Origin of the sequence: Propionivibrio sp. (genome assembly GCF_017995515.1) — a bacterium.
Classification (GTDB): Bacteria; Pseudomonadota; Gammaproteobacteria; order Burkholderiales; family Rhodocyclaceae; genus Propionivibrio.
Window position 1 is genome coordinate 1 of record NZ_JAGOIT010000015.1, and the last position, 12,611, is coordinate 12,611.

14 protein-coding genes and 1 pseudogene are annotated in these 12,611 nt (G+C 62.6%); 4 read left to right on the top strand and 11 right to left on the bottom strand.

Annotation, left to right across the window (positions count from 1 at the left end; all coding sequences use genetic code 11):
- A pseudogene (locus KBA32_RS03980) lies at positions 1-126 on the bottom strand (anthranilate/aminodeoxychorismate synthase component II); the annotation flags it as partial.
- A gap of 384 nt (positions 127-510) precedes the next feature.
- Between KBA32_RS03980 and KBA32_RS03985 the strand changes: the two are divergent.
- Genes KBA32_RS03985 through KBA32_RS03995 form a run of 3 tightly spaced genes read left to right on the top strand, consistent with a single transcriptional unit; the run spans position 511 to position 1,471 of the window.
- Positions 511-807 carry a type II toxin-antitoxin system Phd/YefM family antitoxin gene (locus tag KBA32_RS03985; protein ID WP_294355630.1) on the top strand — a complete coding sequence of 99 codons (297 nt, stop codon included), beginning with the start codon at positions 511-513 and terminating at the stop codon, positions 805-807.
- 2 nt (positions 808-809) lie between these two features.
- The gene (locus tag KBA32_RS03990; RefSeq protein WP_294355632.1) at positions 810-1,211 is read left to right on the top strand and encodes a type II toxin-antitoxin system RelE/ParE family toxin; all 402 of its coding nucleotides are present in this window, start codon (positions 810-812) and stop codon (positions 1,209-1,211) included.
- 50 nt (positions 1,212-1,261) lie between these two features.
- A complete protein-coding gene (locus KBA32_RS03995; RefSeq protein WP_294355635.1) occupies positions 1,262-1,471 on the top strand; it encodes a type I restriction-modification system subunit M N-terminal domain-containing protein in 210 nt (69 codons plus the stop codon).
- Position 1,472: 1 nt separating this feature from the next.
- Here KBA32_RS03995 and KBA32_RS04000 read toward each other — a convergent pair whose 3' ends face one another.
- The 10 genes from KBA32_RS04000 to KBA32_RS04045 form a co-directional block, all read right to left on the bottom strand.
- On the bottom strand, positions 1,473-1,856 hold the full coding sequence (locus KBA32_RS04000) for a GxxExxY protein (RefSeq protein WP_294355637.1): 384 nt from the start codon (positions 1,854-1,856) through the stop codon (positions 1,473-1,475).
- A gap of 52 nt (positions 1,857-1,908) precedes the next feature.
- Positions 1,909-3,396 carry an anthranilate synthase component I gene (trpE, locus tag KBA32_RS04005; protein WP_294355640.1) on the bottom strand — a complete coding sequence of 496 codons (1,488 nt, stop codon included), beginning with the start codon at positions 3,394-3,396 and terminating at the stop codon, positions 1,909-1,911.
- Between the two features lie 155 nt (positions 3,397-3,551).
- Positions 3,552-4,232, bottom strand: a complete 681-nt coding sequence (locus KBA32_RS04010) for a phosphoglycolate phosphatase (RefSeq protein WP_294355749.1) — start codon at positions 4,230-4,232, stop codon at positions 3,552-3,554.
- 22 nt (positions 4,233-4,254) lie between these two features.
- The gene (rpe, locus tag KBA32_RS04015) at positions 4,255-4,944 is read right to left on the bottom strand and encodes a ribulose-phosphate 3-epimerase (RefSeq protein WP_294355643.1); all 690 of its coding nucleotides are present in this window, start codon (positions 4,942-4,944) and stop codon (positions 4,255-4,257) included.
- A 90-nt stretch (positions 4,945-5,034) separates the two neighbouring features.
- On the bottom strand, positions 5,035-6,630 hold the full coding sequence (locus tag KBA32_RS04020) for an HD family phosphohydrolase (protein WP_294355646.1): 1,596 nt from the start codon (positions 6,628-6,630) through the stop codon (positions 5,035-5,037).
- A gap of 9 nt (positions 6,631-6,639) precedes the next feature.
- Positions 6,640-7,416 carry a 3',5'-cyclic-nucleotide phosphodiesterase gene (locus KBA32_RS04025; RefSeq protein ID WP_294355650.1) on the bottom strand — a complete coding sequence of 259 codons (777 nt, stop codon included), beginning with the start codon at positions 7,414-7,416 and terminating at the stop codon, positions 6,640-6,642.
- A 48-nt stretch (positions 7,417-7,464) separates the two neighbouring features.
- Positions 7,465-8,220, bottom strand: coding sequence for an FHA domain-containing protein (locus tag KBA32_RS04030; protein WP_294355652.1), 756 nt, complete (start codon positions 8,218-8,220; stop codon positions 7,465-7,467).
- Positions 8,221-8,258: 38 nt separating this feature from the next.
- Positions 8,259-9,083: a Stp1/IreP family PP2C-type Ser/Thr phosphatase gene (locus tag KBA32_RS04035; protein ID WP_294355658.1), complete on the bottom strand. Its 825-nt coding sequence runs from the start codon at positions 9,081-9,083 to the stop codon at positions 8,259-8,261.
- A gap of 33 nt (positions 9,084-9,116) precedes the next feature.
- Positions 9,117-10,178 carry a serine/threonine-protein kinase gene (locus KBA32_RS04040; protein WP_294355662.1) on the bottom strand — a complete coding sequence of 354 codons (1,062 nt, stop codon included), beginning with the start codon at positions 10,176-10,178 and terminating at the stop codon, positions 9,117-9,119.
- A 50-nt stretch (positions 10,179-10,228) separates the two neighbouring features.
- Positions 10,229-11,188, bottom strand: a complete 960-nt coding sequence (locus KBA32_RS04045; RefSeq protein WP_294355664.1) for an ornithine cyclodeaminase family protein — start codon at positions 11,186-11,188, stop codon at positions 10,229-10,231.
- A gap of 161 nt (positions 11,189-11,349) precedes the next feature.
- Between KBA32_RS04045 and KBA32_RS04050 the strand changes: the two genes are divergently transcribed.
- Positions 11,350-12,603: a carbonic anhydrase gene (locus tag KBA32_RS04050; RefSeq protein WP_294355669.1), complete on the top strand. Its 1,254-nt coding sequence runs from the start codon at positions 11,350-11,352 to the stop codon at positions 12,601-12,603.
- Positions 12,604-12,611 lie beyond the last annotated feature (8 nt).

Sequence of the window (12,611 nt, forward strand, 5' to 3'; positions counted from 1 at the left end):
CAGTCGTGCGATCTCGCCCAGCGTGATCGCGTCGTTGCGGAACACCTTGACCTCCTGCCCCAGCTCGCCGAAGTACTGGACGATGTTGTAGGTGAAGGAGTCGTAGTTGTCGATCATCAGCAGCATACTGCGTTTATCCTATTGTTCTATATAGCAACTGACCCAGAGAACAAGCTGCAATACCCGCTTGGATACCCGCTATTTCTTTTGATACCCCTGCGCTTACGTTCTGGAACCGAATGCACTAAAACCTCTATTGTCCTCTATATCTGCGCCGACTCAAACCAAGCCGAAGCCAACACTGAAATACTAGCTCGCTATCAAGACTTAACGTAATCGTCGACTACTGAAAACTATCCTCCGGTTTTGTCCTGCTCTCACACCAAACTCAATGCCCACAACCTAGCCCCTCAGTTCGATAGGCAATGCATCGTTTTCCTGCCACTACCACCGCCAACGATTGATCGGTATTGTGTACAACATTTTGCAACATCAGTCAGTGAGACCCACATGTCCATTTTTGCCAGTGACGTCATCCCCTTTTCACAAGCACGTGCCAAACTTTCCGACTTGGCAGATCAGGTCAAAGCAGGTGCCGAGAAGATCATCACCAAGAATGGTGAAAGCTACGTTGCGCTGATTGACTCTGACCGGCTGGACTACTACCACCAGTTAGAGCGTGAGCGTATCCACCTGTTGCTCATCAGTGAGGCAAGCAAGGGACTTGACGATATTGCGGCTGGACGTACTAGCGACGCACGCGGCACCGTGCAAGCCATCAAGCATCGCCGTAAGAGCGCAGCCTGATCGTGGCGAGCCAGGAATCCCTAAAGACTACCGTCAAGCTCACTTCAAACTTTGAACGGAACCTCGACGAGATCGAGGCATTCCTTACCGAAGCAGAGGCACCACAGGCCTTTGATGCGCTGCTTGATGAGCTGACGGAAACCGTCATTCCCAACCTCGAACGCTTTCCAGCTATGGGCCGCTCATTCCTCAGCCGCCCTATCCGCTCGGTTGAGACCAGTAATGGCATTGACATTATTCAAGGCAAATTGTCTGCAATCGGCGAAAATGCTGAAGTGCGTGAATACGTTCTTGAGCACTACCTGATGCTTTACGCACGCGTTGGGTCAGTGATTCATCTGCTCTCGATTCGGCATCACAAACAGTTGTCGTTCGACTTTCAGCATCTCTGGACCGCCAGTTAGCCCCAAACCGTTTGCCCAACCAATAAAAATACGCGCATTGCCACTCAGACATGACACAAGAAACAAACAATCTCGCCGCTGATATCTGGTCCCTCGCTGATCTACTGCGGGGTGATTTCAGGCAGAGCCAGTACGGTCGCATTATTTTGCCGTTCGCCCTGCTGCGGCGTCTGGAATGCGTACTGGAAGCCAGCAAGGAAGCTGTACTCAAACAGGTTGTCTGCCTTTACATCAACGATGACGTACTTCGAGCTAGCTGAGCTAACAAAAACGAGGCTTCACTACGCGCTTCACACCCTCCTTGATTGTTTTTTCGTTGAAATTAATGAGCAAGCCGAGACGTTTGTCAGCCAACCTTAGGTAGGTGAGGAGTTGCGCTTCATGTATCGCTTGAATACGTTCAACTGCTTTTATTTCAACAATGACTTGTTCCTGTACCAGCAAGTCGATACGAAAACCGTCGCCCAACGCAGTGCCTTTGTATTCCAGCGGGACTGCCTTCTGTCGCTCGACGCGAACACCGCGCAAAGCCAACTCGCGCGCAAGAGCGAGTTCGTAAGCCGACTCCAACAGGCCCGGTCCCAACAGACGATGCACCTCAATCGCTGCACCGATCACCTCGCCCGAAAGATTGCTGTCGTCCATCTCTGCGTTCTCTGCGCCTCTGCGCACTCTGCGTTGAAAGCGGTTTCCTGAATCAATCCAGCCGCGTATCCAGCCCCTGCTCAGCCAATTCCGCCGCGCGCAGGACGGCACGCGCCTTGTTCTGGGTTTCCTGCCACTCGGACGATGGATCGGAGTCGGCGACGATGCCGGCGCCGGCCTGCACATGCAGCTTGCCGTCCTTGACGACGGCGGTGCGGATGGCGATGGCGAGGTCCATGTCGCCGTGGAAACCGAGATAGCCGACGGCACCGGCGTAGATGCCGCGCTTGGTTGGTTCGAGTTCGTCGATGATTTCCATCGCCCTGACCTTCGGTGCTCCGGAAACAGTGCCGGCCGGAAAGGTCGCCTTCAGCACGTCGAGCGCGTTGAGGCCGGGTTGCAGCTTGCCTTCGACGTTGGAGACGATGTGCATCACGTGCGAGTAGCGCTCGATGGTCATGTTCTCGGTCAGCTTCACCGAGCCGACCTTGGCGACGCGGCCGGCATCATTGCGGCCGAGGTCGAGCAGCTGCACGTGCTCGGCGCGTTCTTTCTCGTCGGCCAGCAGCTCGGCGGCCAGCGCCTGATCTTCTTCGAACGACGTCCCGCGCTTGCGCGTGCCGGCGATCGGCCGCACGGTCACCGTATCGCCTTCAAGGCGCACGAGAATTTCGGGCGAGGCGCCGACGACGTAGAAGTCTTCGAGATTGAAGTAAAACATGTACGGCGACGGGTTGAGCGAACGCAGCGAGCGGTAGAGCGCCAGCGGGCTGGCGGCGAACGGCTTGCTCATGCGCTGCGAGAGGACGACCTGCATCAGGTCGCCTTCGGTGATGTAGTGCTTGGCCTTGAGAACCGCCTGCTTGAAGTGCGCCTCGCCGAACATCGACACGGCGGGTTGCGACGGGCGCGGCGTTTCGGTCGGGATATTGGCCGGCTCGCGCAGCTTGGCGAGCAGCTCCTTCAAGCGGACTTGCGCCTTCTGGTAAGCGCCCGGCACGCCCGGCTCGGCGTAGACGACGAGCGTCAGCTTGCCGGTGAGGTTATCGACGACGGCGATTTCTTCCGAGAGCAGGAGCACGACGTCGGGCGTACCGATGTCGTCGGCGCCCTTGTTTTCCTTGCACGTCCTGGTCAGCCTGGTTTCGACGTAGCGCACGGTGTCGTAGCCGAAGCAGCCGACGAGACCGCCGCAGAAACGCGGCAGGCCGGTCGACGGCGCGGCGCGGAAGCGCTTCATGAACTTGCCGATGAACTCCAGCGGGTTGGTGTCATCCTCGCGCTCCGAGATGCGATTGCCGGTGAGCACCAGCACCTGATGCGCATTGACGACGATGCGCGTCGGGCTGGCGAGGCCGATGATCGAGTATCGACCGAAACGCTCGCCGCCCTGCACCGATTCGAGCAGGTAGGTATAGGGACCGTTGGCGAGCTTGAGGTAGATCGAGAGCGGGGTATCGAGATCGGCGAAGGTCTCGAGCGTGACGGGGATGCGGTTGTAACCTTCGGCGGCGAGCCGATTGAAATACGATTCGGTCATGAACGACTCCACAAACAATTACTGCAACAGGAGATGCGGCACCTGCAGGATCGACAGGCGTGCCGGAACACTACGCGGGGGTTACTGGCAGGGACGCCAGGGCCACGCCTCCGCCCAGAATGCGGGCTCAAGATGCAGATTGTCGGGAGTGTGCTTCATGCGGCTTCGAGTTTCCGGATGCGCTGTGCTGCGGACAGGACGGTGGGGACTATAGCATCGCAATCGAGTTCCTGCACATCGCGGCCTTCGTTGTACCCATACGGCAGCAGGAAGACGCGGCAACCGGCGGCGCGGCCGGCGAGGAAATCATTGACCGAGTCGCCGACGAACAGGGCGTCGGCCGGCGAGACGTTGAGCCGCCCGCAGGCCCAGACGAGCGCCATCGGGTCCGGCTTGATTTTGGGCAGCGTATCGCCGCTGACCACCACGTCGAAATAGCCGGCCAGCCCCGTCATTTCAAGCAAGGGGATCGTGAATGCATGCGCCTTGTTGGTGATCACAGCCATCGGAATGCCCTTGGCCTTGAGGTCGCCCAGCCCCTCGATCACGCCCGGGAAGCAGCGCACGTTGCGGCCGTTCTCGCGCGCGTAATGGTGGCGGAAGCTGGCCAACGCTTCGGCTGGCGGCGGTTGCGTGTCGTCGACCTCCAGCGACCCGGCCAGCGCACGCTTGACGAGGTTGGGAATGCCTCGCCCGACATAGCTGCGGATGGCGTCGACTTCCGGCGCCGGTTTCCCCATGTCGCGCAGCATGGCGCTGGCCGCGGCGTGCAGGTCGGGGATGGTGTCGAGCAGTGTGCCGTCGAGATCGAAGAGGACGGCACGGACGGCGAGCATTTCGTTCACGGCGCGCCCTTCCTCAAACCTTGGCCAGTTCGGCGCGCATGGCGCCGATGATCGAATCGTAGCGATGCGCATCATCCGGCCGGCTGGCGCCGTAGATCGCCGAGCCGGCGACGAAGGTATCGGCGCCGGCGCGGGCAATCTCGGCGATGTTGTCGACCTTGACGCCACCGTCGACCTCCAGGCGAATCCTGCGCCCGCTCTCGCGCGCGTAGGCGTCGATGCGCGCACGCGCCTGCCGCAGCTTGCCCATCGTCGCCGGGATGAACTTCTGCCCGCCAAAACCCGGATTGACGCTCATCAGGAGGATGACATCGATCTTGTCCATCACGTAATCGAGATAGTCGAGCGAAGTCGCCGGATTGAACACCAGACCGGCCTGGCAGCGGTTCTCGCGGATCAACGAAAGGCTGCGATCGATGTGATCCGACGCTTCCGGGTGGAAGGTGATGACGTCAGCGCCCGCCTTGGCAAAGTCGGGGATCATCCGGTCGACCGGCTTGACCATCAGGTGCACGTCGATCGTCGCCTTGGTCAGCGGGCGGATCGCCTCGCAGACGAGCGGGCCGACCGTCAGGTTCGGGACGTAGTGGTTGTCCATCACGTCGAAGTGGATCCAGTCGGCGCCGGAGGCGATGACATCGGTGATTTCGGCGCCGAGCCGGGTGAAGTCGGCGGAAAGGATGCTGGGGGCAATGACGAACATGGCGATAACCCGAAGGAATGAGAAAGCTGGAGGATGGACGATTCTACCGTGAAAGCGCCCCCCGGCCGTAAGCGCCCGGCGCTCAGCAGTTCAGCAGTTCGGCAGGTCGATTTGTGACGGGTCGAGATACTGCCCGGCGTACTGCAGATAGACCTGCTGCTTGACGAAGACGTCGAACAGGTCGGGGTCGATGTGCCCGTCGCGGCTGAAACGTTCGAGGACACGCAAGGCCTGCGAGAGCTTCATGCCCTGCTTGTAGGGGCGGTCGCGCGCGGTCAGCGCCTCGAAGATGTCGGCGATACCCATGATGCGCGCCTGAACCGACATGTCGTCGCGTTTCAGCCCTTTCGGGTAGCCGGCGCCGTCCATGCGTTCATGATGGCCGCCGGCGTATTCGGGCACGTGCCGGAGGTGTTTCGGCCACGGTAGCGATTCGAGCATCCTGTTCGTCGCCACGATGTGATGGTTGATTGTCTCGCGCTCGGCGTGCGTCAGCGTGCCGGTGCGGATGGTGAGGTTTTCGACCTCGTCGGCACTGAGGAAATCGGCTTCGACACCCTCCGGGGCAACCCAGCGATAAGCCTTGGCGATGCGCCGCACACGCTCCTGGTCACTATCGCTCATCGCTTCGACACCGATATTGACGTGGTGCAGGAAGGCGCGATCACTGTCGATCGCCGCGCACAGCTCCCGCCAGCGCAACTCGGCCGCTTCGCGTTCGGCCCCGGCCACGACGGCGCGCAGCATGGCGAGTTCGGCATCCCGGCGAACGACTTCGAAACGCGTATCGACGAGCTGGATGCGATCGAAGATCGTCTGCAGCTTGGTCGCCTTGTCTACGACGTGAACAGGCGTCGTCACCTTGCCGCAGTCGTGCAGCAGGCCGGCGATCTTGAGTTCGTAGCGATCCTTGTCGCTCATGGCGAAGCCGGCCAGCGGCCCGTCGCTGGTGAGTTCAACCGCCTCGGCCAGCATCATCGTCAACGCCGGCACGCGCTGGCAGTGGCCGCCGGTATAGGGCGACTTCTCGTCGATCGCCAGGTTGATGAGCTTGATGAACGACTCGAACAATTGCTCCAGTTGACTGACCAGCAAGCGATTGGTCAGCGCCACCGCGGCCTGGGAGGCGAGCGACTCGGCAAGGCGCTGGTCGGCGCTGGAGAAGACGCGCGCCGAGCCACCGTCCGGGTCGATCGCGTTGATGAGTTGCAGGACACCGATGATCTCGTTCTCGTGATTCTTCATCGGTACGGTCAGGAACGAGCCCGAACGGTAGCCCGTCACTTCGTCGAACTTGCGCGTCCCTGAAAAATCGAAGCCGTCCGCCGTGTAGGCATCGGCGATATTTACCGTTTCCGCCTTGAGAACCGAGTAGGCGGCGACCAGCGACGTGTTGGGCATGCCATCCTCGCGATACAGCGGCAGATCCTGGAAGCGGCCAGACATGGGTTCGCCACTGGCGCCGCCCAGTGCCAGACCGAGTGAATCGGTGCGCACGATTTCGAAGCGCAAGGACTTCCGGTCTTCGCTGACGCGATAGAGCGTTCCGCCGTCGGCGTGCGTGATCGCCTTGGCGGCGAGCAGGATGTTCTCGAGCAGGCGGTCGATGTCGCGCTCGTCGGAAAGCGCGGCGCCGATCCGGTTGAGCTGTTCGAGACGCGGCAACAGGTCGTTCAGATCTTCCATCGCAAACGGCTAGAACTCGAAGACCTGGTTGTTTTGCAGCATATGCGGTTTGAAGCGGCCGCCGAGGGCCTCGCACGCATTGATCTCGCGCATGATGCGCTCGACCTGGCCGGACTTGAGGTGGGTGATGTAGACCTCGGCGTCGCGTTCCAGCTTGGTGAGCCCGGCGTGCAACAGCGTCGGGCAGAGATGCCGGGACAGCGTCGCGAGCGCGGCCTCCTCGTTCGAGAAGGCCGTTTCGATGATCAGGTAGCGCAGGTTGTCGATGGCGTTGAGCAGCGGCCAGAGTTCGTCGTTGCTCGTCGTATCGCCGGTGAAGACAAGACTGCCGGCACCGGAATCAAGGTGGTAGCCGACGGCCGGCACCGTGTGCACGGCGGGGACGGCGGCGATCGTGCGGCCGCCGAGATGCGTTTTTTGCCCGACCTCGATCGCCCGGTACTGCATGACCGCGTCGGCGCGAATCGCAATCTCGCTGAAATCCGGCCAGATCGCCCAGTTGAAAATGTGGCTCTTAAGGATCTCGAGCGTCGCCTCGGTCGCATGAACGATGACCGGCCCCTCGCGCCGGTCGCCCACCGTGTCGATCAGGAGCGGCAGCGCGGCAATGTGGTCGAGGTGTGAGTGCGTGATGAACACGTGATCGATGAGCACCAGTTCGTCGAGCGACAACTCGCCGACACCGGTGCCGGCGTCGATCAGGATGTCGTGGTCGACAAGCATAGCCGTGGTGCGCAGATGGTGCCCGCCGATGCCGCCACTGCAGCCGAGAACCCGAACTTTCATGCGATCTCCTGACGCCTCGAACCGTTCTGACGATGCTTACCGGCGCGCCTAGGCCTTGAGGAAGAATTCCATCTTGGCGCCGGCGATCTCGATGATGTCGTGATCGCTCAACTGATGCGCCTGGGCGGCGATCGCCTTGCCGTTGATCGTCGGAAACTGCGCGCCTTCGACGTGCGTGATGAAGTAGCCGTGCGGCCGGCGGGCGATCACCGCGACCTGGACGTGCGGTTTGCCCAGCGTCGTCAGGGTCTTGGTCAGGAGCAGCTCACGGCCGGCGTTGACACCGTTGAGGATCTGGATCGCGCCGGTTCCGGGCGGTGGCGCGGCGGCGGCATTGGCTGAGGCGGCTGCGAGAACGGCTGCGGGCGAGGCCATTTTTGGCGCGGGGGCGGGCGCGGGTTGTAGCGCGGGCGGAGCCACCGGAATCGCGGACTCGACCGCATCCGGCCCCCGCTGTTCGCTGTTCGCGCGCAGCACCATCGTCTTCTCGTAGTCCGACGGTTCGGACGGCGCGGCCTGTTCGGTGATGTACTTGAGCTTGTACTTGCCCATCTCGATGACGTCGCCGTTTTTCAGGAAGTGCTTCTTGACCGGCTGTCCATTGACCAGCGTACCGTTGGTGCTGTTGAGGTCTTCAAGGAACGAGTCGTTGAGGATGGTCACCACCGCCGCGTGCTCGCCGCTGATCGCCAGGTTGTCGATCTGGATGTCGTTGTTCGGCTTGCGGCCGATCGACATGCGCTCCTTGACCAGCGTGATCTCCTTGAGGACCAGCCCGTCCATGCTCAGTATCAGTTTTGCCATCGCCTATCCTTTTCGCTTCTTCTCGATTTTTACCTGCGTCAACGCGCCTTGAACCAGGCGAACATGCTCGGCCACCCGTCCCGGCCGGCCGGGAATGCGCGCAACACCTTCACCAGAATGACGGAAACATTATCACGACCGCCGTTGTCGTTGGCCATCTGGATCAGCTGCGTCGCTGCCAGGTCCAGGTTCGCCGCAAGCATCTGCAAGGTCAGCCGGATTTCGTCGTCCTCGACCATGTCGTTGAGGCCGTCCGAACACAGGAGATAGATGTCGCCGGGGAGCACCGCGTAGTCGTGGATCTCGGCGTCGACCTCCGGATCGACGCCGATGGCGCGCGTCACCAGGTTCTTGTTGAGAGAGAAACGCGCCTCGTCGGCGCTGATCAGGCCGCTGTCGATCTGCTCCTGCAGCAGCGAGTGGTCGCGCGTGATCACGCTCAGCTCCCCGCCGCGCAGACGATAAAGCCTGGAATCGCCGATGTGCGCGACGGTCACCTGATCGCTGTGAAACAGCGCCGCGACCAGCGTCGTGCCCATGCCGGCGTACTGCGCCTGGGTTTCCGAGGCATGGTGGATGGCCCGGTTGGTCACCGCGATCTTGTCGCGCAAGTAGGCATGTGCGTACGACTTGCCGCTCGCCGGGTCGATCGCGTGCGGCGGCGTCGCCGCGAAGGCGGATTCGAGTTCGGAAGCCAGCAGGGTAGTCGCCATGCCGCTTGCCACCTCGCCGGCGTTGTAGCCACCCATGCCGTCGGCCAGAATCGCGAGACCGAGATTCGGATTGGCGAGCACGGCGTCCTCATTGTGCCCGCGCACCATCCCCGGGTCGGTCTTGACCACGATTTCGAGTGACTCGCTCACGTTCTTCTGCGTGTTGACCACCTCGTCTCCCTATTACTTCTCGTACCCGGCATCGCTCGCCGTCGCGCAGCACGCGCGCAGCGCCCGCGCCATCTCGTCAGCCGACTGGAAACGCTGCGCCGCATCCTTGCGCGTCGCGCGCTCGATGACCGCGGCCAGCGCCTCCGACACTTGCGGATTCAGCGCGCGCACGTCGGGGCAGGCTTCGTTGGCGATCCGGGACATCAATTGCCCCAGCGATTGTCCGACAAATGGCAGCTGTCCGCACGTCAACTGAAAGAGCATCACACCCAGCGAATACAGATCACTGCGGCCGTCCACCTTCTTGCCCAGCAACTGCTCGGGCGACATGTAGCTCGGCGTGCCGAGCACCATGCCGGTCTTGGTATGCGACGAGTCGGTAAGGCGCGCGACACCGAAGTCCATGACCCGGAGCTGACGCGTTGCGGGGTCGTACATCACGTTGCCCGGTTTCACGTCGCGATGCACGACGTTGTTGGCATGGGCGCAGGCGAGCGCTTCGGCGATGCGTGCGCCGATGCTGGCGACTTCGGCAAAAGACAACAGGCTGTCGGGACGTGTAAATGGTCGCAGATTGCTGCCTGCCACGAACTCCATGGCGATGAAGGCGAGCTCGCCGTCTTCGCCCGCGTCGAGGATCGCCACGATATCCGGATGCTGCAGACGGCCGGCCGTCTCGGCCTCGCGGAAGAAGCGTGCACGCACGTCGGCGAGTTCATCGGGCGCGAAGGCCTGGCTCAGCGCCAGCGTCTTGATCGCCGCGGGGATTCCGGTTTCACCATCGCGCCCGAGATAGACTTCGCCCATGGCGCCGCGGCCGAGCTTCTTCTCGATACGGTAGTGACCGATCTGCGCCGGCAGCGGGTCGGGTGGCTGATCGATGTTCTCATCAACCACGGTTCGACGCGGCGCAGCCGTTTGGGCGACGGTTGATCTTTCGCGCGCCACAGGAGCCTCGCGGCGCTTGTTCTGCAGTACAAGGCGAGCGAGCAGCACGACGCCGACAACGAACGCCACGCCACTGACCAGCAGCACCGGAAGCCAGCCAGCGTTCCAGAACACCATTTCGTGCATGCCCACCTCGCTTTCGACGCCTCATACCGGCGTCGCTCGGCATCTCCCGATCAGCCGCCGTAAGGCAGCTCGACGCCCAGACCTTGTTCGCGCGCCATTGCTTCGAGACGCACGGCGACGGCGATGTCCTGGATCGCCATGCCTTGCGATTCGAAGATCGTGATCTGCTCGGGCGAGGTACGGCCGGGATGGCGGCCGATGATGACGTCGCCCAGTTCAACCATCTGGCGCTCGCTCAGACGGCCCTTTTCGAGGAGCGGCAGCAGGTCGCCGGCCTCCTTCAATGCCGTCTCGACACTATCGACGACGATCGGACGGCACAGCTTCAGGACATCCTCGCCGATCTCGCGCCGGATCACCGAGTTCGAGCCGGCACCGTTGATGTGCGTGCCCGGCGACAGCCACCCAGCGTCGAAGAGCGGCGTCGTCGCCGTGGTGACGGTGCTGACGATGTCGCTGCCGCGCACGGTCTCCTCCGGCGAGGCGGTCGGCACCACATCGATCCGCAGGCGCTCGCTCATCTTCGTACAGAACGCCGCGAGCTTCTCCGGGTTGCGCGCGCAGACCTTGACGCGGCGCAGCGGACGCACGGCGGCGATCGCCTCGATGTGCCCCTCGGCCTGCCAGCCGGCGCCGAAGACGCCGAGAATCTCGGAATCGGGCCGCGCCAGCCAGCGCGTAGCGACGCCGGACGCGGCGCCGGTGCGCATCATGCCGAGCAGGTCGGCTTCGAGCACGACGCGCAGCGTGCCGGCCGCCGCGCTGAACACATGCACGAGGAAGCGCACGCCGGAGCGGTTGCTCGTGTAGGCCTTGTAGCCGATCGCGTCGCGCCCCGGCAGCGCGCCCTGCAGGATGTGCAACGCCGTCTGCGGCAGACGCGTGCGCTGGCGCGGGATGTCGATGGCCTTGCCGAACGACAGTTCGCGATGCGCTTCCTCGACGGCGTCGAGCGCCAGATCCATGGTCAGCAATTGAGCGACGACCGATTCATTCAAAAACAACGACATAAAATCCCCCGGAATGGATGCAAAACGGCAATGGCTGGATTTTAGCGGCATTCCGGCGCACGCGGGCGGCCATGCCGGACAGGGGGGTCCGTATAATCGACGCGTCCTCGCATTCCCGACGCCCGCCCTGGGCGTCCCAGACTCCAAGACCCGGATCCGCCATGCGCCGCTTACTGCCCGTCGTGTTTTCACTCTCGCTGTTCCTATCCACCGGCGCGTACGCCGCCCAGTGGTCGCGCATCGCGACCAAGGACAAGGTGCGGCTCGAAGTCGACAGCGCAAGCGTCGTCAAAAGCGAAGACGGGAAGCTGAAGCTGTGGCATCGCGAGGTCCAGCCGGCGCCGAAGGTGCCCGATTCAGGCGCCTTCACCTTCATCCGCCGCACCCTGATGACCGAATTCAACTGTGAGAAGCGCACGACAACGCCGCTCCGGCAGATCCATACGGCACCGGACGGCAGCGAGCTGAAAGCCGAGACCTTCGATGGCGCCGAGGCGCAGCCGGTGCTGCCCGACTCGGCGATGGAGATCGTCTTCAACTACGCCTGCCGGCAAGCGAAAAATCCGGAGGCGAAGACGGAAGCCGCGAAGCCCGCCGAGGCGCCCCCCACCCCGGCGGCCACGGCCGAAGCCCCGGTCGCGGCGGCGGCCGCAGCCACCACGCCAGCGGTCGAAACGCCGGCCAGGAAACCGGCCAAGGGCAAGAAAGGCAAGGAAGAGCCGCCGCCACCGCACGTCACGCCGCACTGGAGCTACAGCGGCGCGAACGGCGCCGACAAGTGGGGCAGCCTGGACAACGAGTTCGCGACCTGCGGTATCGGGCAGCGGCAATCGCCAATCGACATCCGACGCACGGTCAAGGCCGACCTGCCGCCGATCCAGTTCGCCTACAAGCCAATCCCGCTATCGATTGTCGATAACGGACACAGCATCAAGGTCGACACGCCGGACGCCGGCGGCATCACGGTCGACGGCGAGAGCTACGAGCTCGTGCAGTTCCACTTCCACAAGCCGAGCGAGGAGAAGATCAACGGCAAGGCCTACGACATGGTCGTCCATCTGGTGCATCAGGCTAAGGGCGGCAAGCTCGCCGTCATCGGCGTGCTGATGGAAGCGGGCAAGGAGCAGAAGCTGATCCGCACACTGTGGACGCACCTGCCGCTGGAACAGGAAAAGCCGGTCGTGCGCGACGACGTGAAGATCGACCCGACGCAGCTCATCCCGCCGAAGCCGGGCTACTACACCTTCCTCGGCTCGCTGACGACGCCGCCGTGCTCCGAAGGCGTCCTCTGGCTGGTGATGAAGACGCCGATCCAGGTATCGAAGGAGCAGCTGGCGAGTTTCGCCACCGTCTACAAGAACAACGCCCGCCCGATCCAGCCAACCAACGGGCGCGTGATCAAGGAATCGCGCTGACTCCGGGG

Coding starts and splice junctions, on each gene's coding strand:
- rpe (WP_294355643.1), bottom strand. CDS start 4,944: ATGTTCGTCATTGCCCCCAGCATCCTTTCCGCCGACTTCACCCGGCTC.
- KBA32_RS04045 (WP_294355664.1), bottom strand. CDS start 11,188: ATGTCGTTGTTTTTGAATGAATCGGTCGTCGCTCAATTGCTGACCATG.
- KBA32_RS04020 (WP_294355646.1), bottom strand. CDS start 6,630: ATGGAAGATCTGAACGACCTGTTGCCGCGTCTCGAACAGCTCAACCGG.
- KBA32_RS03995 (WP_294355635.1), top strand. CDS start 1,262: ATGACACAAGAAACAAACAATCTCGCCGCTGATATCTGGTCCCTCGCT.
- KBA32_RS04010 (WP_294355749.1), bottom strand. CDS start 4,232: ATGCTCGCCGTCCGTGCCGTCCTCTTCGATCTCGACGGCACACTGCTC.
- KBA32_RS03985 (WP_294355630.1), top strand. CDS start 511: ATGTCCATTTTTGCCAGTGACGTCATCCCCTTTTCACAAGCACGTGCC.
- KBA32_RS04030 (WP_294355652.1), bottom strand. CDS start 8,220: ATGGCAAAACTGATACTGAGCATGGACGGGCTGGTCCTCAAGGAGATC.
- trpE (WP_294355640.1), bottom strand. CDS start 3,396: ATGACCGAATCGTATTTCAATCGGCTCGCCGCCGAAGGTTACAACCGC.
- KBA32_RS04040 (WP_294355662.1), bottom strand. CDS start 10,178: ATGCACGAAATGGTGTTCTGGAACGCTGGCTGGCTTCCGGTGCTGCTG.
- KBA32_RS04025 (WP_294355650.1), bottom strand. CDS start 7,416: ATGAAAGTTCGGGTTCTCGGCTGCAGTGGCGGCATCGGCGGGCACCAT.
- KBA32_RS04000 (WP_294355637.1), bottom strand. CDS start 1,856: ATGGACGACAGCAATCTTTCGGGCGAGGTGATCGGTGCAGCGATTGAG.
- KBA32_RS04050 (WP_294355669.1), top strand. CDS start 11,350: ATGCGCCGCTTACTGCCCGTCGTGTTTTCACTCTCGCTGTTCCTATCC.